This window comes from Syntrophothermus lipocalidus DSM 12680, from assembly GCF_000092405.1.
Classification (GTDB): Bacteria; Bacillota; Syntrophomonadia; order Syntrophomonadales; family Syntrophothermaceae; genus Syntrophothermus; species Syntrophothermus lipocalidus.
In genome coordinates this window covers 251648-275976 of sequence record NC_014220.1, presented here as the reverse complement: position 1 = coordinate 275976, position 24329 = coordinate 251648, and the positions used below count along the sequence as shown (strand labels likewise).

Sequence of the window (24329 nt, the reverse complement as noted above, 5' to 3'; positions counted from 1 at the left end):
TTAAAACCCGGACCACAGTTGCGAACTGTTTTGAACGGAATCGCCACGATTCTCGGTCAGAACTCCCTCCGGACCCCTCGCAGGCCCGTTTCGATATCACGAAAGCCACTGGGCCTTCCCCTCTACCTGGTCCCGGGCGATCAGGGCCGCTCCTACTGCTCCGGCCATCTGGCACTGCTCGGGAACCACCACCTCAGCCCCTAACTCCGCTTCCAGGCACAAACGCAAGTCCTCGTTTCGGGCTACCCCTCCTGTAAAGGTGATCCTATCGACGAGTCCCAAACGTTGAACCATGCTGGCTATACGCCGGGCAATCGACCGGTGCAGCCCGGCCACGATTTCTCCCTTGTCTCTTCCTGCCGCCAAAAGCCCTATGACCTCACTTTCGGCAAAGACGGCGCACATGCTGCTCAGATGTACGGGTTTCTTGCCCCGAGCGAGATCGGCTAATTCGCTAACATCTGCTCCCAAAGCCGCCGCCGTAACCTGAAGAAATCGCCCGGTCCCAGCAGCGCACTTATCGTTCATAATGAAATCGAGGACCCTTCCTCGGTGATCGATTTTAATAACTTTACTGTCCTGTCCTCCCACATCTATCACAGCCGCGCTTCCTGGCACCATATGAGCAGCACCCCGAGCGTGGCATGTGATTTCTGTAACTGCTTTGTGAACGAACGACAAGGATATGCGCCCGTACCCGGTGCCCACTACAAAATCCACTTGCTTTTCGCTAACTCCCAGGTCAGCCATTAGCTCGCGAAAAGTCCTTAAACCTGCATCCCGTGGACTCCAACCTGTAGGCGCCAAGCGGCAGTAGGTTTTGTCTCCGTCGATTACCGCAACCTTTGTGGCTACGGAACCGACGTCGACTCCTGCTACCAACACAGGTACTTCCTCCTTTCTTCATCTTCATCGCAGCTTTCTGATGTCTCGCTCCAAATACGTAGCCACAGATGTACACTGATGTTCCCAGATGAACACTGACACGAGTGACGGATTTGGCATCCTTTTGTTCTGGCTTATAACTTTTTGTTATCGATATGACGCCCGGACTTTTGCACAATTGTATCATAAGTCTTTCACTGGCGTCGATAGCTCGTTTTAGTTATAACTATGGGTTATGGTTTTGGCCACGCCTCGGCCCGCGCCTTTCCAAAATATGCTTCCAATCAAGCCTAGATAATCTACCTCTTGGTTCATTGGTATATAATTGAGAGAAAACGGTTGCAAAATTGCTACATGAAGGAGGAAACAGAATAGTGAGCATCGGTGTCACGCGCTACTTTATTGACGCGCACGCTCATATAATGACAGAGAAGAGAAATCGTGGTGGGCTGAGGTGGGCACACAGAATGATAAAAGATTTTCAGTCCCCACAGGAAACAGATCCTGAAAAACTGTTATCCCACGCCACTTCTTGCGGAGCAGATTACCTGTTCAACCTGTTCTATCCGTTGCGGGCTGGCGAAACTCGAACCATTCACCAGTGGCAATACCAATTCGCCACTAAACATCCCGAAGTCATACCTTTTGCGTCGATTCACCCGGCGGATGAAGACAAAATCGGTATTCTAACCGAGGCCCTTGATGTCTTAGGTATGGCCGGCGTGAAGATCCATCCTTACGTGCAGGAGTTCGACCTCCTGGACCCGCGCATGGAGGAAGTCTACAGCTATATTGAAGCCCGCCAGTGCCCACTGCTTATCCACAGCGGGTTTGCCCGTTTTTACGGGCTTCCTTCCATGGCAGAGCAAGTAGATACTTTCCTAAAAAGATACCCGCGAATGAAAGTGGTCCTGGTCCACATGCTGTGGCCTGATCGAGAAATAGAGTTTTGCAAGGATTACCTGGAGGCTTATCCCAGTCTTTATCTGGATATCACAAACACCGCATGTTTGGTGCAGGAACACCCTGGCCAGTCTGAAATGCTCCGCTCCTTTATCGCCCGCTACAGTCACCGTATGCTGGCCGGAAGCGACTTCCCTATGAGTGCGGCTTATCCGGTTAGCTCGGTTTACCAAGCTATCTACAATGTCTGCCCTGACAGGGAAAGTGCTGAAAACGTGTGCTGGCGAACGGCCGTCCATCTGGTCGGGGCCGAGCGTTTCATTGGTCTCAACTTGACCTAACCCTTAATGCCAAAGCCACGGGCTACACATAAAGCCGCTTCAAACCGGGTTACGTATCGGTACGGGTAGAACTGTCGATAAAGCAAAGTCCGTAGTCCGTCTAGCAATCCCCGGCTCCAGGCCTGCACTACTGCTGGACGGGCCCAGGATGGCGTACGCTTCAGGTCAGTGTAAGGCGGTTTTCCTCCGAATCCGGCTCCGAAGGCCCTCACCAGCATGGCTGCCATCTCGGCTCTCGTGACCGGCTGGTTAGGGCGAAGCGTACCGTCTGGATAACCCGCTACCAGTCCTCTTCTTACAGCTTCGGCCAGATCCTGGCGAGCCCAAGCAGGTACCTCTTTTTGATCTAGAAATTCCTTTGCCACAGCCGACCTCTCGCGCCCTCCTCCCGCTCTGACCAGTATCAGCAAGAACTCGAGCCGTGTTATTGGCTTGTTCGGGCGATAGGTCCCATCCGGGTACCCGGCTACCACTGAGCTTTCAGCTAATCTGGCTATGGACTCATTGTCCGGCTTTCCAGATATATCCGCAAAAGTTCTCGTCTCACCCCTTGATGGGCTAAAAGGCTCGATGCCAACCCTTAGAAAAGCCAGTCCCCCGTTTTTATCCAAGGTAACCAGTTCTACTTCATGTTCTCCCGAGTGTACAGCAAGCAAAGCACTGAATCTACCACCTTGGTCTGCCTTCAGTCTGGTTCGGCTACCGTCTGCGCGGTAAACGTAGACCGCATAACCTGAGGTTTGACCGTCTACCACCAGCACTCCGTTCAATTCCTTGACCGAAGCCATCAAGAACGGCTTCGATAGGCTTGACTTTACCTGCGCTGCCACCAGAGCTGCCAGTTTCTGTCCCGACCCCTGAAGAGATAAAGCTACCAGCCTCACCTCATCCCCTGAGACCAAATCCTGGGGTTCAATCCAGTAGCCCCCTTTCGTGACCAGGCAGTTGTCCGCTATGAGGTAGCTGTTTCCCCCAACAGTTACGGTTTTCGGTGTTGCCTCCCGGTACGCGTCAAACCTACCGGTCGTGTCTTCTGCCACTTCAGCCACGTCCATCCTCAGCACCGTGTTCCGATTTCCATCGATCACAGCTCTTACCCAACTCCCAGGCTGAACTCCCGCCACATCGACCGGAAGATCCCACCTGAAAACCTGCGTTTCTTGATCCAGGTTCAGTTCGCGCATCACGTTGTCCTGACCGGTGAGGTACAGTTTCTTTTGTTTTTCTACCAGGTAAATGACCTGACCGTAAAGCACCTTTGAGTATGCTTCTAGGGCCAGAACCCGGTTGCTCTTAGGAACCAGCACCAGTTTGGCATAGTCTCCCAGTTTTACACCACTCAACTGGGTCTTTTCCCCGTCCCTGGTTACGGGAAGCCCGGGGAAACAAGAGTATTCCTTTCCAGTCTCCAGTATCAACCTCCCGGTGTCTGGATCAACTTGTGTTACCCGCCCCTGAACCACCTCTCGTTTTACCGCAACATACATAACATCTCCGCTAACAGCTGACACGTACAGTTCCACCGGCATGCCTGGCAGTAACCCTTCCAACCCCGAAGCCTGGGACGTCCCGTAAGGTCTATCGTTCAAGCCGGAATCCACGCACTCGTCCAGGAAGGTGACAAGCGTGTCCGTTCGAACCTTATAGGTCGTTGCTTCCTCCAGGAGCTTCACCGTCCGTGACTCATAGTCTACCGCCTGCACCACTCCGGTTTCTTTCCGATAGCTGGCTTTGATCAGCCAAGCCCTTTGGGTGCTCGGATTTACCGTAGCCCACACCTCGATCCCCGCTGGAAGCTCGCTAGAAGACACCGATTCCCCATTCAGGGTGTAAACCCCTTCAATCTCCCGTTTGGCCCGATCATCTATTAGATATCCCCCCGCTCTAACCTGGGGGTTAACCTCCATCAACTGCTCACCTTGCGGACTAGATAAGACCTGAACCCCTCCTGCTTGGTACGTACGCCCGAATATGTATGCCCGCTCGGCCCCCAAGTAAACATCGCTTCCCGGCAGAACCCGCCCAGAAGTGAAGGGTACTGTTTCCCCGTTTACCACCATCACCGGCTGTCGAGTGTCCAGTGATACCGTCCCCAGACCTGCCAGCCGAAGAGAACCGTGGTCGCTCTCGATCAGAACATCACGTGCCGGCTGTTGCCCGTAGACCAGGGCGTAGTCTTGGAACAGTCCCCCGCTCCCTGTCGCTCCAACTCGCACGGACGCGGCCTTCACCCGTACCGTGTACTCACCAGTAACCGGGTGCTCAATCCGCACCTGCTCCACGTTATTGCTGTTGTCAGGTCCACTCAGCCCTAGAAAATGGTTCCCAGTGTAAACCTTGCCATCCGGTCCCTCAACTACAAGGTCGAGGTCGTTCACCAGGTTTCCTGCTCCCCCCTGCCCCACAGCATCTGTCCAAACCAAAGTAACTATCAAAGGAAGCTGTGGTTCACGCACCCGAACCTTCCAGGCCCTTTCCTGGCCAGTTGCCAGCCCCTGCCGGTCATCCTCGAACCGGGTAAGCTCTTCTTCCAGCATCAGTATCGTCTGAGCCAGGTCCAGAGTACCAAACCCCAACCTCATAACGTTTTGCTGGCTCGGGCGGCTACCGTCGATCAACAAGGCTTTGAGCAGAGCAGCCGAAGGGTTGGCTACCCCCTCCTTCTCTAAATACTCGGTCAACAAAGCGACCGCCCCGCCGGTGATAGCAGCCGCCATGCTGGTACCACCCATTCGGGTGTAATCCGAGTCAGCTGCAAGGTTGCTCTCGGTCAAACGGGAACAGGCAGAAATGACGGCCGAAGCCGGCACCATAAGGTCAGGCTTGATTCTCCCATCCGCAGTCGGGCCCCGGCTGGAAAACGAAGCGGGTTCTTCTGCGTCCCGGGCATCGGGCCCGAACGAAGGCCTAGGCGTTTGGGCAGCACCAACCACCAAGGCATTCTTGCTGTTGGCCTCTTCTGTTAAAGTTCCTTTACCAGGGCCGCTGTTGCCAGCCCCGAATACAGGCAGGAACTCGGGATAAGCCCGCACAAACGCATCTACCTGTTGCGCAGTCCGGCTGTATGTGTTGCCGCTCGTTCCCCACCCATTCACATGTACCCTTACCCCTGCCCGATAGGCAGCCAGAAACATTCCGGCAACATCCTGGGGAACCTGCAGCTTGCCTGAAGGGTCGAGCAGGGCTTGAAAATAAAGGCTGGCGTTCGGCGCGATACCTTTGTACTTACCGCCTGAAGCCTTGCCAGTCCCGGCAATGGTCGCTGCCATGTGAGTCCCGTGCCCAACCGGATCATCGGGTACCGCCCTGCCGGCCCAGGATCCCAGGGAAACTATCTTCGGTATTTCACCCGGTACGCTGGTGAGATCAGGGTGCATGTCGAGAAGGTTTCCTTTGTCAAGGCCACTGTCTGCCAAGCCCACGACCTGCCCGCGCCCGGTCAATCCTCCGGGCACCGCCAGGTCCCGGGCAGTGATGGGAGTGCACCCAATAAGATCCGCCGTGCGGTCGTTCAGAAAACTGACCTCGCGAGCCCTACTGCTAACCCAAACTGCCGGTACGTAAGCAGTATCTATGTAAAGTAAAAAACCGGAGAGCAAACAAGTGGATAAGACCAGAGCTATCAAAGAGCGTATCTTCTTCCACATACATTTCGTCTCCTCGAAGTCTAGATAGATCTTACCGCCGGAATTGACCCGACTGCCAAGTCGCCAAAAGGCTTTCATGTGTATCAACACGTAAATGCGTGCTAGAATTTATTTAGTGAAGGTGAGTAACATGGACCATCAGAATATTACTCTTTCGTTGCCCAAGGAACTTCTTCGCCGGGTAAAACACCTTGCCGTAGAGCGAGATACGTCCGTGTCGGCTTTGCTTATCGAAGCACTGGAAGAAGCCGTTCTGGCCGGCGACGAGTACGACCGGGCAAGGGATAGGCAGCTGGCGCTAATGGAAAAAGGTCTTGATCTTGGCACCCAAGGCCTTATATCCTGGAAGAGGGACGAACTCCATGAAAGGTAGCCCTGAGCAACGGTACCAGTTACGAAGGAATAAAGGTCGTAAACCCTCTTGTATCTAACCCAAGTAAATCATGATATCTACTTGCGCCCGATGCTCACCAGATAATCTTTGATGCCCTGGGCAATGGCGGCCGCGGCCCTGAGCTGGATAGAGGTTTGAGCCAAAAGCGTTTCCTCCTCCGGATTAGTGATGAAGAGCGTTTCCACCAGCGCGCAAGGTATGACTGTTTCCCGCAGAACCGCAAAATTCCCCTGCCGGACCCCCATATCACCGCGGGCTAACTCACTCAGAAGAGCCTTCTGGATAGACGAAGCCAGCAACCGCCGATCTCCTTCTTGGCTGTAAAGAACCTGGTTATCGGCAGGTGCGTAATAATAGGTTGATATCCCCTGCTTGTCCGGGCTAGTCGAGCCGTTGCAGTGAATAGACACGAATAAGTCAGCATCGGCGTTATTGGCCACCTGGCTCCTTTCTGCCAGGCTCAAATAGACATCGGCGGTGCGTGTGTAAGCCACGTCAATGCCGTCTAGAGACAGGATCCTCCCCACCTCAAGGGCAATAGGAAGATTGATGTCTTTTTCCTGAGTTCCGGCCGGGCCAATGGCACCGGGATCTTTTCCTCCGTGACCGGGGTCAAGCACGACCCGCACCTGGCCTGTCCTCCTAGCAGAAAGGTCAGCCTTTATGAAGACTTTTAGCTCCTTTCCTCCCTGGCTGGGCGTCACACCGAAAACCGGTTTACCTATAGTAGCGAAGGTCAATAGGGTGATGGGATACTGTTCCATTCTTTCTTCCACCTGTACCTGGGTGGCTCCTTTACCGTCCAACCCTATAACGTCGCCGACCGAGTTTTTGCGGATGCCTTTCAAAGTCAGCACAAAGTGCCCGCTTTCGCTTTTTGTCTCGTAGGCGGTGCCTACCGACAGGCTCACGGTAACTATCTGTATGTTACCTGCCACTATTTCGGTTATGCCAGTTAGTTCCCCTTCCACCACCGGTACGGTTTCAGGAGGCGAGGGTTCCGGTTCCGGCTGAGGCTCATAGCGCTCGCTGCCCCTGGAGGGAAGAGAGGCTTCAGGTTCCTGGGAGTTTGACGGCGCATTCGGTGTTGTCCCGCCGCTAGCCGAATTCGAAGGGGGATCTGCTGTCTGGTTTGTATTTTGGTTCATATTCGGAGTCGAACCGCTGGTAACCACCTGCACCAGCCAGCCGGCCACCCAGCCCTGGGCCCCGCTCTCGGTCTTAACCAGATACCAATCGGATGAACTCTTCAGCACCTGCACCGTATCGCCCTTTACCAGTTGTCCAACTTTGCTGTAGCTGGTACCGGGACCAGAGCGAAGGTTAACCACCTGCCCTGTAACCAAGGCCGCTTTGTTTTGAGTCCCCTGGGCAACCGAACCCTGCGTGCTGCTGGATCCGGTAGTTGCAACATTGTTCCTTATCTTGACGAGCGAGGAACTTATGTATCCGACAGGGATCCCTTGTCCGGTTATCTTATACCAATCGCCGCTTTTATCTACCACCGTAAGAACAGTCCCTTTGCTTACCTTTCCGACTACCTTATAAGAAGTGCCCGGCCCTTGGCGCAAATTGACCGTGGTTCCGGTCACTTCAACCGTGGTTGTTCCCGAACCGGTAGCTGAGACGGTGCTAGAGGACGTAGTCGAAACCACCGGCTGGGACTGACTAGTGGCTTTGACGGAGATGAGAGAAGAGGACACCCAACCGGTCTTGTTCCCGGCGAACCTTATCTGACACCAATCACCGGCCTGTTTTATCACCTCAACCTGAGCCCCTTTGGTAATGGCCCCCACCTTGGTATAGTTGGTTCCCGGCCCTGACCTGATATTTACCACCGAGCCGGTGATAGTTCCTGTAGCAGCCCAGGCGGCGCTCGCTACCACCAGAAAAGACAGCACAAAAGTCACCAATACCAATACTGAAATGAGACGCGCGGTTCTCGTATTAATCCGCCTCATTATGTAATAGCCCCCTTTCAGCCATGTTTAATGCGATAAACTGACCGCTATCCGTTGGTCCTACTGCTTCTTTTCGTAAACTTAGCTTCAGACGGGCGCCGGACCACCCAATCCAGCTTCTGAACACAAAATAGCGACTGTTACGGTACCTTTGCAACAAAAATGTCTCTGACTTGTTAATACGATCGTTTATCGTTAAAACTTACACTCATAACTCATGTATTTTCCTGTTTCGACAAAATGTCCCTGGGTCCTTCCGGCAGCCACTGTAAAATTGTTCCGCAATCGCAAACTCGGCTACCCACGTTAAACACAGTCGCAAGCGTCGGCATCCAGAACCTCTTAATCTCATACCTACTTGGAAAAAACGCCGGTGCGGCAACGCGGAGTCATTGAGGTCTGAAGACGGTAGGAGTATCCATGGCTGGCAGTTACTATAGATACTTTAATCACCCCGGACTGAGGCGAAGTAAATCTCAGTTCCTCCACCAGGTTAGCCACGGGGTTAGAAGCAGCAGGAATAGTAGATGTCACGGTTTGATAAAAGTCCCGATATAGAACCCCGTTGTAATACCGGAATCCGAGCTTTTGCCCTGTGCTGTCCAGGAACACCACTTCGTCGTCGGTTAGTTTGACCACTTTCTGTGCTTGTATCAAGCTCCGGTATAGGTAGTCCACCGCCACCCGGGCCTGGTCCTGAACCTCAGTCCGGTTGTCAGAATTGTCAAAACTCTTGTACCCGGTTAGATAAAAACTAACCCAGGCCAGGGCTATGATCCCGGTCAGGGCTAGGGCTACTAACAGCTCTATTAAAGTTACTCCACTGCAGCGAAAATCCTTCGCAGCGTCTTTTGAGGCCCATCCCGGACACGGCTTCACTCAGCAAACCCTCTCCCCCAAACAACGCTCATCAAATCGACCCGACGAAGCCTGCCCCTTGTCTCCCATGATACTTCGACCTCCACCCGGTAAAGGTCTAGAGCCTCGTCGTAATCATCTATCCTCACCTGAGCCGTCATTTCCTCCCGCTGGCCCTCGACCGCCAATCCTAGTTCTTCCCAATTCCCGCGTACCGGGCTGTAAGTCTCTTGGCTCAAGGCGGGAAGGTTTTCCGCAGATGCCTTGACCTGCTCCATGATCTCGGTAGCGTAAGCTGTCGCCCGCGACTGGTCAGCTGCCAAAACATTCCACGCAGAAGCACTTACCAAAGCCGCTGAAACGCTTACGGCAACCACCGCAATCAAGGCCAAAGCTGCCAACACCTCTATTAAACTCATCCCCCTCTTCCAAATTGTGCAAATTGGAGACGGTTCTTGATTTGCATTCTCGTTTTGCATTGCTCATCATTTTCCGTCACAGTTGTTGTTACACGAAACCGTGTACCCGTTGGTAGCATCACCGGAAAGAGTATACGACTCCCCGTCTACTGGACATTTGAACTCGCCGCGCTGAAGGTATCCGGCACTTTTCAGGGTTGTTATGATGTTTTCCGCGGTAAGGGTAACCGGATTAGGTTCGTTGGCAGCATAGAGGTTGGCAGCGTCTTCTATGAGCTTGACGTTGGCCATGCAGGCCTTTTCCTTGGACAAATTAAGTGCTTTCACCACCTGGGGAGCGGCCAGACTTGCCAAAAGAGCCAATACCGCTACCACCGCCACCAGCTCTATCAGCGTGAAACCGTTTGCTTTAGCTCGTACCCGCCGGTGTTTCCTCTGATACTTTTCTCTTGCATCCCCTTTTCCTCTCCTCACACTTCCCCGCTCCTTCCACTGTCTTTATTCACCTTTGTGGATCGGGCCAGAATCCTTAGGCCGCACCTTTTGCGCCTTAACCTCTATCCTTCAAAACATCGTAAATCCGGGCCGCCCGTTTCTCACTTCACAACCGTGATCATCTCAAACACCGGGAGCAAAGTCCCGATTACCACCATGCCCACCACCCCGGCCATAAATAGGATGAGCGCCGGCTCGAACAGAGCAATCAGAGCGTCCACCGCTCGCCCGGTTTCTCCCTCATAGTACTCGGCCACCTTCACGAGCATCTGGTCTAGAGTCCCGGTTTCCTCACCCACGTTGACCATCTGTATCACCATCGGTTCAAAAACCCCGGCAAGGCCCAAGGACTGAGACATGCTGCTACCGTGTTCGATGCTGCGCACGACTGTCTCCATGCGGCTAGCTATCACCCGGTTACCCGCAGCCTGGCCCGCAATGGGCAAAGCAACCACCACAGGCACTCCGGAACCTGCCAGAAGCCCTAGAATTCTAGTAAACCGTGCCGAAGCTATCCTGGTGCTCAGCCTCCCAACTATGGGCAAACGCAAGCAAAAGTGGTCCCAGACCTGCCTGCCCCTCGGCGTCCCGCTCCAGGTTTTCAGTACCACCGCCACCGACAAAAACGAGGCGGCGAGCCCCCAGAAATGGTTACGGATCAATCTCGTAAACCCTAACAACAACCGGGTAGCGGTCGGAAGGCTCACACCAGCTCCGTTGAAAACCGAGGCAAAAGCCGGGACCACAAAACTGGTCAGAAAAGCAACCACCGCCAAAGTAAGAATCGCTACTGTACAGGGGTAAATAAGGGCGTTCTTGATCCTCTGTTTTACTTCATGTTCCTTTTCTAAATGAGCAGCCAGCCTCTCCAAGACCTCATCCAATCTGCCCCCTGTCTCCCCCGCCTTTACCATCTGCACGTACAAGTCAGAAAAGATGCTCGGGTACTCCGCTAAAGCTTCCCATAACGGCAATCCCCGCCGCACGGACCGCATGATGCCAGTCGTAGCCTGGCGGAGGTGCCGGTTGCGAGCTTGCAACTGCAGTACCTGTAAACAATGGAGCAGAGGCAGCCCTGACTTTATCATGGTGGCAAATTGACGGGTAAACAGTACTATTTCCCCGGTCCTTACCAATTTTAAGGGCAGCCGCCCCAGCCATTCCTCGGGATGGCGGATCTCCTTTAACTCCACTACGAATAACCCCTGGTAGGTCAGCTCTCTTATTGCTACGTCTTCGCTTTCTGCCTCAATTTGCCCGGTTACCTGTTTGCTTTGCCAGTTCCGGGCCCGAAATCGATACGACTTCGCCACTTTTCTCACTCCGGTACAACTAAACGGCCTGATTGCCCTGGGTCTAGTCGAATTAACCCGTTCCTTCCTCTTCCTACACCGCCCAGTCCATTACGGTAATTCATTACGACACCAAATTTATCGTTCCTTTGTCGAAATTTCACGAAAAATCGACACCAGAGAGAAATCTGCTCTAACGAGGCAAAAACCGTCCTCGAAAATCCAACGGCGCCGTGAGAGAAAACAGCTTTCATACTCGCCTCTCCCGGCAAATACAATTAACCAAGACGTTTCCGGAGTTGGTAAGGTGAGAGTGTTATTCATACCCAAAATCTACCTGCAACTTTTCGGGCTGGCAGTCATCGTCGCATTAGTTACCGGAGTACTCTACCCTGCCTTGGGAATGAGCCTTATATCACGCCTGTCCCGTAACAACGAAGTATCGCTGGTCGCGGTCGGAGACGTGATGGTGGGAAGGCGTGTGGCCGAGGCCATGAGAATTCTCGGACCTGGTTATCCTTTCGCCCAAACGGCGGGCATTCTAACCAAAGGCGATATAACCTTTGCCAACCTGGAATCTCCACTGGGATTGCCGAACAAGAATTATCCTCAGTATGGCCTGTTCAAACCAAACCCGTCGGCGATAGAGGGCCTAAGGCAAGCGGGCATCGACATCGTATCACTGGCTAACAACCACGCCTGTGACTGCGGAAAAGCGGCCTTGTTAGACACCCTTACCAATCTCAAACAAAATCGTATCCTGTACTGCGGGGCCGGAGCCAACCTTGCCGAAGCGAGGAGACCGGTCATAATAACCGAGAACGGACTGCGAGTAGCGTTCTTATCCTACTGTGATTTTTCATTCATCTGGAGTAAACAGCACTCCTTGTTCCGGGCTGGTACCGAGCCCGGAATAGCTCCGTTAGAAAAGAAATACCTAGTCGAAGACATTCCCAAAGCCTGCAAAATGGCAAACGTGGTGGTGGTTTCCCTGCACTTCGGTCAGGAATACACGGATTGCCCTACGCCATCTCAGGTAGAAGCCGCCCGGCTGGCAGTGGACAGCGGCGCCGACCTGGTGCTGGGACACCACCCCCACTGTCTTCATGGAATAGAAAAATACAAGTCCGGTCTGATCTTCTATAGCCTGGGCAACTTTGTTTTCGACCTTAAACGGGAAAAAACCAAAACCAGCATGATAGTGAAATGCACCCTTACCCCCCGAGGGGTACCGAACTATGAATTACTTCCGGTTTATATCAGTAACTGCCAGCCAAGTTTGCTTGCTGGGCAGTGGAAAGGCTCGGTTCTCCAACGAATTGATGAACTCTCGAAGTGCGTACCGCCCGCGAACGCTTGCCCAGGCGATCACCCTGATCGCTGCCGCTGACACGTCCTTGTTTCCTCCTTCCGGATCTGTTAAAGTTCTCATAGAAATTGGTCGGAAGAGGAGATATTGAGATCGTGGGTTTTTTCGAAAGGACAGTTGGAGTAGCAAGTGCCATGGTCCAGGCCACAAGCAAACAAGGCTGGATAACTATCGGCGTAGCTGGAACCCTCCTCATCGGGTTTTGGGTTCTGCGTAGGCTTCTGACCCGCCTCATTACTGCTGTCTGCTACAAGATGGCCTCCCGAACCAAAACCAGCTTGGACAATCACCTAATCGAAGCATTTACCAAGCCCCTGGAGTGGTTTTTTGCCCTTCTGGGCCTCTACCTGGCCTTGAATTACCTTTCCTTGAAACCTGCGGCTGACGCTTTTATTTCCAACGTGTTTCGAACCGGTGTTATTCTCCTGATCAGCGCCGGTTTGTACAACTTCGCTGGCAGTTTCGAGGCCTTGAGCGAAGAATACGAAGAGCTGTTTGGGGCCAAGGTTGACAAGATACTGGTTCCTTTTCTCTCCAAGGTGCTCAAATTCGTCATAATCGCCCTGGCCGTAACCGTCATCGCCCAGGAATGGGACTATAAAATAGACGGGCTGATAGCCGGGCTGGGATTGGGCGGACTAGCAATCTCCCTGGCGGCAAAAGATGCTTTAGCCAACGTTTTCGGCGGAATCGTCATAATCACTGACAAACCCTTCTCCATCGGTGACTGGATCCAAACCCCCAGCGTTGAAGGCACGGTCGAAGACATAAGCTTTCGCAGCACCAAGGTCCGGACCTTCACCCAGGCCCTGGTGACAGTGCCTAATTCAACCCTGGCATCCGAACCGATAACCAACTGGTCCCGCATGGGCAAGCGGCGAGTCATGTTCAAGCTGGGGCTGACCTACGGCACCTCTCGTACCCAGATCCGGGAGTTTGTTTCGGCTGTTGAAAGACTGCTCACATCCCACCCTGAGGTTGACCAAGAAACGATAGTGGTGCGCTTCGACGGTTTCGGAGAAAGCAGCCTCGACATCTTAATACAGTTCTTCGTGAAGCCAACGGCTTTGGCCGATTACGCTCGGGTAAGAGAGGATATCAACCTCGAAATAATGGCTCTTATGGAGGAACAAGGCCTTAGCGTGGCCTTCCCCAGCCGTAGCCTTTACTTTGAAACGCCGGCAACCGTTACTCCGATGCGGCCACCGGTGGCAGAAGCCGAACCCATCAAGAAAGATTAATAACCGGCAAGATAACGGGTTTCTACGTCGTAGTGTGTAAGCACTGAGCAGAACTATTCTGGTAAGGAGTGGTAGCAAGTGGGGATGATACTCGTCACCGGCGGAGCCGGCTACATAGGCAGCCACGTGGTCAAAGCTTTGGGCCAAGCCGGGTATGATGTGGTAGTATATGACAACCTTTCTACCGGCCACGAGTGGGCAGTGTTGTACGGAAAGCTAATCAGGGGCGATGTTCGAGATCAGGAGGCCTTAGACAAGGTCTTTAAACAGCACAGCATTGATGCCGTGATGCACTTCGCAGCCCACATCGTGGTCCCGGAATCGGTACGCCAGCCTCTGAAATACTACCTCAACAACGTAACCGGCAGCCTGAGCCTGCTGGAAGCGATGAAAAGAAACGGCCTGAGAAAGTTCATCTTCTCTTCCTCGGCCGCCGTCTACGGGATACCTGACAAAATCCCCATAACCGAAGAAAACCGGCTCGATCCCATAAATCCATACGGGCAAACCAAGGCCGTGGTCGAAAAGGTCCTGGCCGACATGGCCTATGCGCAAGACCTAGATTACGTCGCCCTGCGCTACTTCAACGTCGCCGGTGCTGATCCCCAGGCCCGCATCGGTGAAGGGAAAGAAGACGCGACCCACATCATAACGATGTGCGTAAGGACTGCTGCGGGACTGCGCCCCTGCCTGGAAATATTCGGCACCGACTACCCCACCCCTGACGGGACCTGTATAAGGGACTACATCCACGTAGACGACCTGGCCCATGCTCATCTCCTAGCGCTGGAACACTTGCTCGCCGGAGGCAAAAGCCGGGTTTACAACTGCGGCTACAGCCGGGGTTATTCGGTTCTCCAGGTGGTAGAAGCAGCCAAGAAAGTCACCGGCGTCGATTTTCCCGTCAAATACTCTGGCCGTCGCGAAGGGGATCCCCCGGCCCTGGTAGCAGATGCCACCAAACTCCAGGCCGAACTAGGCTTCACTCCCCGTTACGATAACCTGGACCACATAATCGAAACCGCCTGGCGGTGGGAACAAAAACGGATCCGCCTGGCTTTGAAATAAGACCTGATTAACCCAAATTAACTTTATTTGGCCCCATGGCTAAGTGAATACTAGCTTGAATAACGGACGAATAAACCGACAGGGGGTATTTCCTGTCGGTTTATTAGCTCATGTGATAACCTTTGTCCATGAAAATTGCGGGCAAACATTATTGCAGTCACCGCGGTTTTCCTGTGGTGGAGGCAAAAACAATATGCTGCACGCAGGCTTATTCCTTTGAGACGCTTTCTTGTCGGCTTCATGGAATAGAGACTGCCTTAGTTCCCTCTCCTATTAAATCCTGCTCGCTCTGGCGCTCTTCCACGCTCCGGGAAACGCTGGCCTGTTCGAAGGTAGCCATTTTCCCTATCACTTGGGCAGCCCCTTCGATGATAGGCATAGCCAGGGCGGCACCCGTGCCTTCTCCCAGACGCAGGTCGAGGTCAAGTAACGGGCGCAGACCGAGGCGTCTCAGCATGTGCCTGTGCCCGGGCTCGCGCGAAACGTGTCCGGCAAACATGTAGTCTGCGCTAGCCGGTGCCAGCGCGTGGGCCAGAAGAGCGCCGGCCGTAGATATAAGCCCGTCTACGACGACCGGCACCCGGCAGTAAGCCGCCCCCAGGATCAGCCCGGCAATACCGCCGATTTCAAACCCGCCTACCTTAGCCAGCACATCCACCGCATCGTTTGGATCCGGCTTATTTATCTCGAGCGCTTTCTTGATGGCCTGGATTTTCTTGCTCAATCCAACATCATCCACTCCGGTGCCCCGACCCGTAATCTCAGCCACGGAAAGCCCCGAAAGAGCAGCCAGTATCGCGCTGCTCGGAGTCGTATTTCCTATACCCATATCCCCGGTGCCGAGAAGGTCCACTCCTTCTTCGACCAGATGGCCCGCGATGCGGATGCCGGCCTCTAGGGATTGAACAGCCTGCTCTCTGGTCATGGCCGGTCCTTTGCACATATTTTTAGTCCCGTAGTCTACCTTGTACGAAAGGATCTCCCCCTGCTGCACGAGTTCGCCGAGATCCTGGGCCACCCCCATATCGACTACTATAACCCTGGCACCTGCTACCGAAGCCAGCACGTTTATAGCCGCTCCCCCGGCTACGAAGTTGGCGACCATCTGCGGTGTCACTTCTTGAGGATAGGCACTGACGCCTTCTTCCACTACGCCATGGTCTCCGGCCATGGTAACAATAGCTTTACGGTTAACGCTCGGTTTTAGGGTCTCTTTAATGGCTGCCAGGCGTTCGGCAATGACTAGAACTTCCCCCAGGCTCCCGCGGGGCATGGTCAAGTTGTCGATATGACTCCGCGCCTTTTTGCGCCATTCATCCTTCAACGGTTCGATGCCTTGAATAACCTTGTCCAGAGTTAAAACCACAGTAATTCCCCCTCCTTGGTTCTCGCTAATAGCGACCTTCCAACTGTCCTCAACATGAGTACCACTTCAGCCGTGTGTCCAGTACCTCTGCCAATGTGACATGCCACGACACAAACCCGGCCCGGCCCAAGCTATCAAAATACCCCCAGTAACAAGATCATCTACCCCCTCCCCCTTAAACAAATCAGCCAAAATAAAAAAGTCCCCGGCTTAAGCCGAGAACTTTACCATCGTCCTCGAGCACGTCGTCTTCCTCACCGCGAGAAGACGAAGAGCTCATACCAGGCAGGTCTCCTGGCTCCCGGATCACCGCTACCTGCGCCTTCCCATCCCCCTTTCCCGAGACGTCTCTCGGGTTGAGAAACAGTGGCCAATCGCAGGCTCGCTCCCCGGTCACAGTGGCGGGACCGCTCGGGCTTTTCACCCGATTCCCTATTATCCCCTAAGGGGCACCTGGCTGAGATTGCTACTATGCTCTTTGATTTCAAATTGTACTGGTACCCGTTCCTCGTGTCAAGAACAAAGTCTTCTTTTCCTCCCGGCGCAAAATCAGTGTTACATATTTCACAAGCATTGTTTTCGCCACTACTCTTTTCAAGACTTAATTTTCAAATGCAGAAACCGTTCGCTGATTGAATTCAGACACAATTGTGTTATGGAAGCGGGGTAATCAGGGAAAGCGGCGCGGGATAGATGCCGATGAGAACGGTGGCCACGAGGCACACCCAGAGGGTCAGGCCTGTGGCCGTTCCCGGGTTCAACCTGGTGACTGTCCCTGCCTCACCGATATACATGGCTTTAGCCACCGACAGGTAGTAGTAAACGGAAACCATGCTCATGACAAGGCCAACAAACGCCAGCCACAACCACCCTGCTTGCACCGCACCCGTGAACAGGTAAAATTTACCGACAAAGCCTGCCAGGGGAGGAATCCCGGCCAGGGACAAGAGACAAACCGTCATCACCGCCGCCATGAACGGCGAACGCTCGGCCAAGCCGTTCATGGCCTTGATCTCGGTGCTGCCGGTATCAACCTCAACAGCAGTCGCCACCGCAAAAGCGCCGACGTTGGCGAAGACGTAAATCATGGCATAGAAGGCCGCTCCTTTTAGCCCGTAATCGTTCATAGCCGCAAGTCCGGTCAGCATATACCCTGCCTGCGCGATACTGGAATACGCGAGCAGCCGCTTGATGTCAACCTGTACCAAGGCAATCAGATTGCCGACTACCATGGTCAAGCCGGCCAGTACAGCTACCACCAGCCGCCAGTCTACCGCCGTCTCAGGCAAGGCGGTCGTGAAAACCCTTAACATCGCGCCCAGGGCCGCCGCCTTCGATCCCACGGCCAAAAAAGCGGTTACGGTGATAGGCGAGCCCTGGTAAATGTCTGGAGCCCACATGTGAAACGGCACCAGGGCCAGTTTAAAGCCGAATCCGGCCAAGATAAGCAGCACCCCTGCCGCCAGTACCGGTTGGGTAAGGAGATTCGCGGCGATCTCCGCAAGTACTGTACTGCCGGTCACGGCATACACAAGGCTTATACCGAAGAGCATGACCGCTGATGAAACCGCCCCCAGGATTAAGTATTTCAAACCCGCCTCTCCTGAACGCTCATCCCGAACACAATACGCTGCCAGGATGTAAAAACTTATGGTCATCAGTTCCATCCCCACATAAAGGGTGAGGAGTTCTCCCGCGGTCACCATGACCGTCATTCCTAGAAGCGCCAGGACCATAAGCCCGTAGAACTCGTCTGTGCGCCGCCCAAACCGGCGGGCATACAAGTCTGAGCTCAGAACCACCAGTATTCCCGCTATCAGGAACAGGGTCTTGAAAAAGGTGCTCCAGGCATCTAGATGGTATATACCACCGAACAGGACGGTATCCCCTCGATAAAGATGAAGCGTCATCGCCAGGATGGCTCCCAGGGCTACAGAGGTTATCACTCCCTGAACCCTCCTCGCCCTTACGGGAACCAACACTCCCCACCCCAGCAGTATCAAGCCCAAGACAACCAGACCGATCTCGGTTGACAGCAACTCTAGCGGAACCATCCTATCCCTCCTAACTGCAGCGGTCCGATGTGGGCCACGATGTCTCCCACTCCCAGGTTGATTATGTCCATCAAGCTAAACGGCGCCAGCCCACCGACGATAATGGCCGCTCCTAGAACCACCAAGGGCACCATCTCCACCCCTTTTAAGTCTTCCAAGTGAGACCATTCCTCTCGCAAAGGCCCGAAAAGTATATTACCGAGAGCCCGCAAGACATAGAGGGCAGTGAGAATGATACCCGATACGGCTAGAACGGTGAACACCCGGTAAACCCCAAAACTCCCGACGAAAATCGTGAACTCTCCGATGAAGTTTACCAGGCCCGGCAGTCCCAGCGAAGCGAGCCCGGCCAACATGAACCCGAAAGCCAAGCGCGGCATCCGGTGGGCCAGGCCTCCGAAATCGTCAACGTTCCGGGTATGGCTCTTGTCGTAAAGGTTCCCGACCATGGCGAAGAAGAGCGCAGCCATAACCCCGTGGCCGAACATCATCATTACCGCTCCGTTCACGCTTACCAGGTTCAAGGCCGCCAAGCCCAGGAGCACGTAACCCATGTGGCTCACGCTGGAATAACCCACGATGTACTTCAGGTCTTTTTGGGCCAGGCAGATGAAGGCCGCGTATACCACGTTGCCAATAGCCAGGACGGCGATGAGGGGCGCGACGTAAGCTGCTCCCTGCGGCAGGAGCCAAATCCCGAACCGGATGAGAGCGTAACCCCCTATTTTTTTCAAAACCCCAGCATGAACCATGCTGACAGCAGTCGGAGCCCCAGCGTACCCGTCAGGTGACCAGGCGTGAAACGGGAACATGGAGAGCAGGGTTCCGAACCCGAAAGCCATCAGGGCAAAAACAAACACCTGAAACCCGACCGGAAAATCGAGAGCAGCCAGGGTCAAAACGTCCATACTCGGGTAACCCAAGATTTCACCGGACTTCACGAAAAGGGAAATCATGCCTACCAGGAGAAAGGCACTGCCCACGAGCAGGTAAATGGTCAGCTTCATCCCGGCGTATTCCTTCGTCACCCGCTTGCTGCTGCCGTACATGATGATGAGGAGGTAGATGGGTATTACCACCACCTCATAAAACAGGAAAAATATGAAGAGGTCAGTGGTTACAAAAGTACCCATTACCCCGGTTAAAAGGAGCAGAAAGAGGCTGAAAAACTCCTTTACCCTGTGCGCTACCCGCCAGGAAGCGAAGACGGCGCTGAACCCGATCAGGGTTGTAAGAACCAGCATGGGAACGCTGATGCCGTCTACCCCTAGGGAATAGCTTACCCCCAGGTCAGGTATCCAGGGAACGTGCTCCACAAACTGAAAACCGCCCGTACTCCGGTCGTAGGTTCCCCACACCCACAAGGACAAAGCCATGCTCACCAGAGTCGTTGTCGCGGCTATCGTTTTCGCAAGCTCTTCTTTCTCCCGCGGCACCAGCATTATGAGGATGGCCCCGGCTACCGGAGCCAGCAGTATAGTCGTCAATATCGGCCAACCGCTCACCTACCGCCCCTCCTTCTTCAACTTACAGCCGGGCCCAGCCGAAAACCAGCACCAGGCCGATCAAGGTTACGGCTCCGGCCAGCATGTACCCGGCATAAGTCTGCACCTGCCCGGTTTCGGTATAGCTCAAAACTCGTCCACCCTTTCCGGTCAGGGCCGCCACCCCGTTTACCAGGCCATTGACCACGTATATATCGATCCAGAACAAAAGCTTCCCCGTCCCGTCCACCAGGCACCTGGTAAGCCAGAGATAGATCTCATCGATGTAGTACTTGTTGGCGAGCAGCCGATACACTCCGGGCAGCCGCTCTTTTACCTGGTCTGGGTCGATCCAGCCTTTTTGGTACACAGCCCAGGCCAGGGCTATACCGGCCAAAGCCACCCCTGAAGATACCAACATAATAGCCATCGAAGCCTCATGGTGGGGGGCTCCAGGGTACGTCACCCAGCGGGCAAAAGCGTTCCCCGCCGCGGGGGATCCCAAAAAGCCCGCGAAGATGCTAAGAAAAGCAAGTACGATAAGCGGCACCGTTATCACGGCTGGAGACTCGTGGGGATGGCCTTCGGCATCTTGCCGCCCGAAAAAGACCACGAACACCAGGCGGAACATGTAAAAAGCGGTCAGGAAGGCCACCAGGGTACCCAAGAGATACATCCCCGTGAATCCTTGAGCCCAGGCTGAAAGCAGTATCTCGTCTTTGCTCCAGAACCCTGACAGGGGCGGAATTCCGGCCAAGGCCAGGGCTCCTATGATAAACGTCCAGGCGGTTACAGGCAGTTTCTTAGAAAGCCGCCCCATTTTCCATATGTCCTGTTCACCGGCCAAAGCATGGATGACACTGCCTGCCGCTAAAAACAGCAATCCTTTGAAGAAGGCATGGGTCATCAGGTGGAACATCCCCGCAGTCATGGCCCCTATACCCATAGCCATTACCATGTATCCCAACTGGCTCAAAGTAGAGTAGGCCAGGATGCGTTTGATATCGTTCTGGGCCACGGCTATGGTAGCGGCAAACAAGGCCGTGAACCCGCCTACGACCGCGATTACTGCCATGGTTTCCGGGCTAGCCTTGAATATGAAAAACGCCCTGGCGATCAAGTACACCCCGACCGCAACCATAGTAGCGGCGTGGATAAGAGCGCTGACCGGTGTCGGGCCTTCCATCGCATCCGGAAGCCACACGTGCAGCGGGAACTGGGCCGATTTGCCAACTGGTCCTGCAAAGAGCAGCAGTGATATGACTATCAACACGGCAGTGTTGGTGTATCCGGCGATTTGCCCGGCTAACCCTTCGAAGTCCAGGGTGCCGAATACGATCTGCAAAAACAGGATGCCCAAGAGAAACCCGAAATCTCCGATGCGGTTGGTTATGAAAGCCTTTTTCGCCGCTTCCCTGGCCGAGACCCGCTCGAACCAGAAACCGATAAGTAAATAAGAAGCCAATCCTACCAGTTCCCAGAACACGTAGATCTGGCCGAAGTTGCTCGACAGGACCAATCCCAGCATGGCCCCGGCGAAAAGGGACTGGTAAGCGAAGTAACTGGCAAAACCCGGGTCACCGCGCATGTACCCGAGAGAATAGACCTGAACCAAGAAAGCCACTATGGTCACCACCAAGAGCATCACCGCGGCCAACCCGTCGATCATTACCCCCATGTCTACATGCAGACCGGGCATAGACAACCAGGGTACGGCCAGTTTGTAACTGAACCCCTCGCCCTGGGCCAAGACGTGAACCGCTACCGCCGCCGACAGGAACAGAGATAAAGCGATAGCCGCAATCGAAACCGCAGCCGCCACCCGCGGCCACCGGTGGAAATAGAGCCCGATGAGGGCAAAGGCCAAGACAGGGATAACCGCTATCAACCACGACCAGCCAAGGCTAGCTTCCAGCACCTGAACCACCTGCCTTACCACTTAAGTAGGTTGAATTCATCGAGGTTTACCGACCTTCTCTGGCGGAAAACGGTGATTATCAAAGCCAATCCCACCGCTACTTCGGCTGCTGCCACTACGATGACGAAGAGCGCGATAAGCTGGCCTATGGCCTCGTGCGGGGTTACGTACCGGTTGACGGCGATAAAGTTTACGTTAACGGCATTGAGCATGAGCTCCACCGACATTAAAACCGCCACCGCGTTTCTTTTAGCCAAAACCCCATATGCCCCTATGCCGAACAGCAGAGTGCCCAACAAAAGGTAATGCTGAAGCCCTATCATTCCTCTCCCCCTTTGGCCAGTATAATGGCCCCGACTATTGCAACCAAGAGCAAAACGGCCGCTACCTCGAAAGCCACCACGTAGTCACCCAAGAGCAGCTTCGCCATCTGTCCTACCCGATCGGTTTCAACAGCCAACCCTTTCGCGGGAAAGCTCGTCTGCCAAACGGCCTTTCCCAAGGCGGTGGTCAAAAGCACGGCTATAGCCGCTCCCCACCAGCGGCTAACCGGATGGAATAAACTGGTCCGCCTGATATCGTCTTTGATGACCAGCATCACCGCAAAGATGACCAGGACCGAAACAGCGCCGGCATAAATCATAATCTGCACCAACCCCAGAAAGTCCGCTCCTAGAAGGAAGTACAATGCCGCCACCCCTAGAAACGAAGCTACGAGAAAGAAAGCTGCCCGGACGATATTGGATGAAAACACTACCCCGGCCGCCCCGGTCACGGTCACTACTGCCAGGATATAAAACGTTACTGCTTCCCACGTCACCGGCTTTCGCCCCCTGTCTCGCCCAAGCCTTGTTTCTTCGCCTGTTTGAGCAAGGCTTCCGCAACCTTGCGGGCCTTGTCTTCGTCTTCGGCCATCAGCTCCACCAGCTTATCCGCCCTCTGCGGCTGGTTCTGAAGAAATGCTGCCAGAATCGGGGCCTCCTCTTGGTTCTCGAGGTAACGGCCCAACACCTTCGCCGGATTTTTGGCCAAGGCGGTTTTCAGGGCTTCCTTCTTTTTCTCCCGCTTGTCATCCGGGCCAGGCGAGTCGGCCTCCTTCTCCCCCATCCCCGTTACAGCTTTTTGGGGCTGGCTTTGGACTGCAGTCGGGGCTGGTGTTTCCTTCCCTTCCACGGGCGCCGGGCCCTGGTATACCACCTTTAACTGGTCCCGGCTGAACGTCGCCCACTCGAACTCGTGGTTGAAATGAAGACATTGGGCCGGGCAGTTCTCCACGCACAGGTTGCAGAACATGCAGTACTGGTGGTCAATCTCATAGCTGAGCAGCCTCTTCTTCTTCGCGGTTTCGTCCCGACCCTCTTCTAGGCTCAAAACCCCGTTGGGGCATGTCCGAACGCAGATGCTGCACACGATACATTTTTCCGGCTCTATGTACAGCCGCCCGCGAAAACGCGGGTACAGCTTGGGCCGCTCTTCCGGGTACTGCTCGGTCAGCTTGCGATCGAAGAAGTGTTTAAAGGTAACCTTTAATCCTTTCAAAAGACCGGTTCCGTAAACCCGCATCACCCAGCAACCCCCTTTGCCAGGTAGACCCCTACCCCGGTCAGCATGAGGTTGGCGAGGGTCACCGGTATCAGCACCTTCCAGTTAAAGGCCATGAGCTGGTCCATGCGGATGCGGGGGAAAGTCCACCTGATCCACATAAACACCAGCATCAACCCGTAGGTCTTGATCACGATCCAGAGCCAGGAGGGCAGCCCCGGCCCATGCCACCCGCCTAAAAACATGGTCGCAGCCAGAGCCGAAACCGCAAACAGGTTCGTGTACTCCGCCAGGAAGAACAAAGCCCAGCGCATACCGCTGTATTCGGTGTAAGCTCCGGCAGTCAGTTCCTGCTCTGCTTCCGGCATGTCGAAAGGAGCCCGGTTCAGCTCGGCGGTGGCAGCGATGAAATAGGTGATAAATGCCACCGGCTGCAGCAGTATGAACCAGACCTTCTCCTGAGCAGCCACGATATCCGAAAGGCGAAGCGACCCGGCTATCATCACCACGCCGAGAAGCGAAAGCACGAGGGGTATCTCATAGCTGATTATCTGGGCCACCGAGCGCATCGCTCCTAAAAGCGACCACTTGTTGTTGGACCCCCAACCCGCCATGAGGAGAGCGATGGTAGCCAGAGAACCGAGGGAAAGGAAATAGAACAGGCCTATGTTCAAGTCCACCACTTGCATGCCGCGGCCGAACGGCAGTACTGCGTAAAGCATTACCGCCACGGTCATGAAAAGCACCGGCGCTAGCTTGAACAAAGGCCGGTCTGCCCCAGAAGGTACGATATCCTCCTTTGTAAGCAGCTTCAGGGCGTCGGCTACGGTCTGCAGGGTTCCGAAAGGCCCCACCCGGTTAGGTCCCAGCCGCAGCTGGATGAATCCCGAAACCCTACGCTCCAGCCACACTAAGACGATGACGTTCACGGTTATGATCCCCGCCAGGCAGGCAAACTGTACGAACAGCAACACGAGATCAGCAGCCTCTCGGCTTAAACCCCACCGCGTGAGCCAAGCCAGCAGTATATGCGCCGTGTCGACAAACAAGGTTTCTATCTGAGCCACCCCTACCCCTCCTACTCGTCCTCTT

Annotated in this window: 20 protein-coding genes and 1 riboswitch; of the genes, 5 read left to right on the top strand and 15 right to left on the bottom strand. The window is 54.4% G+C overall.

The window, feature by feature from the left end:
• Positions 1–96 precede the first annotated feature (96 nt).
• Entirely contained in the window at positions 97–885 is a 789-nt protein-coding gene (locus SLIP_RS01320) for an acyl-CoA dehydratase activase (RefSeq protein ID WP_013174461.1), read from the bottom strand.
• Positions 886–1259: 374 nt separating this feature from the next.
• Between SLIP_RS01320 and SLIP_RS01315 the strand changes: the two genes are divergently transcribed.
• On the top strand, positions 1260–2129 hold the full coding sequence (locus SLIP_RS01315; protein ID WP_013174460.1) for an amidohydrolase family protein: 870 nt from the start codon (positions 1260–1262) through the stop codon (positions 2127–2129).
• On the opposite strand, the gene SLIP_RS01310 is transcribed toward SLIP_RS01315, so the two are convergent.
• Positions 2126–5776: a S8 family serine peptidase gene (locus tag SLIP_RS01310; protein WP_013174459.1), complete on the bottom strand. Its 3651-nt coding sequence runs from the start codon at positions 5774–5776 to the stop codon at positions 2126–2128. The two genes, SLIP_RS01315 and SLIP_RS01310, sit on opposite strands and share 4 nt — an antisense overlap.
• Positions 5777–5906: 130 nt before the next feature.
• On the opposite strand from SLIP_RS01310, the gene SLIP_RS01305 reads away from it, so the two are divergent.
• Positions 5907–6149, top strand: a complete 243-nt coding sequence (locus tag SLIP_RS01305) for a ribbon-helix-helix domain-containing protein (RefSeq protein WP_013174458.1) — start codon at positions 5907–5909, stop codon at positions 6147–6149.
• Positions 6150–6226: 77 nt separating this feature from the next.
• Here the strand turns inward: SLIP_RS01305 and SLIP_RS11900 are convergent, their stop codons facing one another.
• The 5 genes from SLIP_RS11900 to SLIP_RS01280 all read right to left on the bottom strand — a co-directional run bounded on the left by SLIP_RS11900 (position 6227) and on the right by SLIP_RS01280 (position 11216).
• Positions 6227–8131 (bottom strand): N-acetylmuramoyl-L-alanine amidase family protein, encoded by a 1905-nt coding sequence (locus SLIP_RS11900; RefSeq protein ID WP_013174457.1) that lies wholly within the window; start codon positions 8129–8131, stop codon positions 6227–6229.
• Positions 8132–8485: 354 nt separating this feature from the next.
• A complete protein-coding gene (locus SLIP_RS01295) occupies positions 8486–9010 on the bottom strand; it encodes a PilW family protein (protein ID WP_013174456.1) in 525 nt (174 codons plus the stop codon).
• Positions 9007–9468 carry a prepilin-type N-terminal cleavage/methylation domain-containing protein gene (locus SLIP_RS01290; RefSeq protein WP_013174455.1) on the bottom strand — a complete coding sequence of 154 codons (462 nt, stop codon included), beginning with the start codon at positions 9466–9468 and terminating at the stop codon, positions 9007–9009. Before SLIP_RS01290 ends, SLIP_RS01295 begins: the two co-directional genes overlap by 4 nt.
• Before the next feature lie 6 nt (positions 9469–9474).
• Positions 9475–9882, bottom strand: coding sequence for a competence type IV pilus major pilin ComGC (locus tag SLIP_RS01285; protein ID WP_013174454.1), 408 nt, complete (start codon positions 9880–9882; stop codon positions 9475–9477).
• Positions 9883–10004: 122 nt separating this feature from the next.
• Positions 10005–11216, bottom strand: a complete 1212-nt coding sequence (locus SLIP_RS01280; protein ID WP_013174453.1) for a type II secretion system F family protein — start codon at positions 11214–11216, stop codon at positions 10005–10007.
• 286 nt (positions 11217–11502) lie between these two features.
• On the opposite strand from SLIP_RS01280, the gene SLIP_RS01275 reads away from it, so the two are divergent.
• The 3 genes from SLIP_RS01275 to galE all read left to right on the top strand — a co-directional run bounded on the left by SLIP_RS01275 (position 11503) and on the right by galE (position 14873).
• Complete coding sequence (locus tag SLIP_RS01275) at positions 11503–12585, top strand: CapA family protein (RefSeq protein WP_013174452.1); 1083 nt, start codon at positions 11503–11505, stop codon at positions 12583–12585.
• Positions 12586–12659: 74 nt separating this feature from the next.
• The gene (locus SLIP_RS01270) at positions 12660–13805 is read left to right on the top strand and encodes a mechanosensitive ion channel family protein (protein WP_013174451.1); all 1146 of its coding nucleotides are present in this window, start codon (positions 12660–12662) and stop codon (positions 13803–13805) included.
• Between the two features lie 84 nt (positions 13806–13889).
• Positions 13890–14873, top strand: coding sequence for a UDP-glucose 4-epimerase GalE (gene galE, locus SLIP_RS01265; RefSeq protein ID WP_041433206.1), 984 nt, complete (start codon positions 13890–13892; stop codon positions 14871–14873).
• A gap of 238 nt (positions 14874–15111) precedes the next feature.
• On the opposite strand, the gene cobT is transcribed toward galE, so the two are convergent.
• The 8 genes from cobT to nuoH form a co-directional block, all read right to left on the bottom strand.
• Positions 15112–16239 carry a nicotinate-nucleotide--dimethylbenzimidazole phosphoribosyltransferase gene (gene cobT, locus SLIP_RS01260; protein ID WP_013174449.1) on the bottom strand — a complete coding sequence of 376 codons (1128 nt, stop codon included), beginning with the start codon at positions 16237–16239 and terminating at the stop codon, positions 15112–15114.
• A gap of 267 nt (positions 16240–16506) precedes the next feature.
• A riboswitch (cobalamin riboswitch) is annotated at positions 16507–16711 on the bottom strand.
• A gap of 181 nt (positions 16712–16892) precedes the next feature.
• Positions 16893–18293 carry an NADH-quinone oxidoreductase subunit N gene (locus SLIP_RS01250; RefSeq protein ID WP_013174448.1) on the bottom strand — a complete coding sequence of 467 codons (1401 nt, stop codon included), beginning with the start codon at positions 18291–18293 and terminating at the stop codon, positions 16893–16895.
• Positions 18281–19798, bottom strand: coding sequence for a complex I subunit 4 family protein (locus tag SLIP_RS01245; RefSeq protein ID WP_013174447.1), 1518 nt, complete (start codon positions 19796–19798; stop codon positions 18281–18283). Before SLIP_RS01245 ends, SLIP_RS01250 begins: the two co-directional genes overlap by 13 nt.
• Before the next feature lie 22 nt (positions 19799–19820).
• Positions 19821–21695, bottom strand: coding sequence for an NADH-quinone oxidoreductase subunit L (gene nuoL / locus SLIP_RS01240; RefSeq protein WP_013174446.1), 1875 nt, complete (start codon positions 21693–21695; stop codon positions 19821–19823).
• Between the two features lie 14 nt (positions 21696–21709).
• Entirely contained in the window at positions 21710–22018 is a 309-nt protein-coding gene (gene nuoK, locus SLIP_RS01235; RefSeq protein WP_013174445.1) for an NADH-quinone oxidoreductase subunit NuoK, read from the bottom strand.
• The gene (locus SLIP_RS01230) at positions 22015–22515 is read right to left on the bottom strand and encodes an NADH-quinone oxidoreductase subunit J (RefSeq protein ID WP_013174444.1); all 501 of its coding nucleotides are present in this window, start codon (positions 22513–22515) and stop codon (positions 22015–22017) included. The genes nuoK and SLIP_RS01230 overlap by 4 nt, the downstream gene beginning before the upstream one ends.
• Positions 22512–23258, bottom strand: coding sequence for a NuoI/complex I 23 kDa subunit family protein (locus SLIP_RS11895; protein WP_013174443.1), 747 nt, complete (start codon positions 23256–23258; stop codon positions 22512–22514). The genes SLIP_RS01230 and SLIP_RS11895 overlap by 4 nt, the downstream gene beginning before the upstream one ends.
• Complete coding sequence (gene nuoH, locus SLIP_RS01220; protein WP_041433199.1) at positions 23258–24295, bottom strand: NADH-quinone oxidoreductase subunit NuoH; 1038 nt, start codon at positions 24293–24295, stop codon at positions 23258–23260. The genes SLIP_RS11895 and nuoH overlap by 1 nt, the downstream gene beginning before the upstream one ends.
• Positions 24296–24329 lie beyond the last annotated feature (34 nt).

What these genes read in the sequence shown, in the direction of transcription:
- nuoK (WP_013174445.1), bottom strand. Translation starts at nt 22,018, where the DNA reads ATGATAGGGCTTCAGCATTACCTTTTGTTGGGCACTCTGCTGTTCGGC.
- SLIP_RS01250 (WP_013174448.1), bottom strand. Translation starts at nt 18,293, where the DNA reads ATGGTTCCGCTAGAGTTGCTGTCAACCGAGATCGGTCTGGTTGTCTTG.
- SLIP_RS11895 (WP_013174443.1), bottom strand. Translation starts at nt 23,258, where the DNA reads ATGCGGGTTTACGGAACCGGTCTTTTGAAAGGATTAAAGGTTACCTTT.
- SLIP_RS01305 (WP_013174458.1), top strand. Translation starts at nt 5,907, where the DNA reads ATGGACCATCAGAATATTACTCTTTCGTTGCCCAAGGAACTTCTTCGC.
- SLIP_RS11900 (WP_013174457.1), bottom strand. Translation starts at nt 8,131, where the DNA reads ATGAGGCGGATTAATACGAGAACCGCGCGTCTCATTTCAGTATTGGTA.
- SLIP_RS01290 (WP_013174455.1), bottom strand. Translation starts at nt 9,468, where the DNA reads ATGCAAAACGAGAATGCAAATCAAGAACCGTCTCCAATTTGCACAATT.
- SLIP_RS01310 (WP_013174459.1), bottom strand. Translation starts at nt 5,776, where the DNA reads ATGTGGAAGAAGATACGCTCTTTGATAGCTCTGGTCTTATCCACTTGT.
- galE (WP_041433206.1), top strand. Translation starts at nt 13,890, where the DNA reads ATGATACTCGTCACCGGCGGAGCCGGCTACATAGGCAGCCACGTGGTC.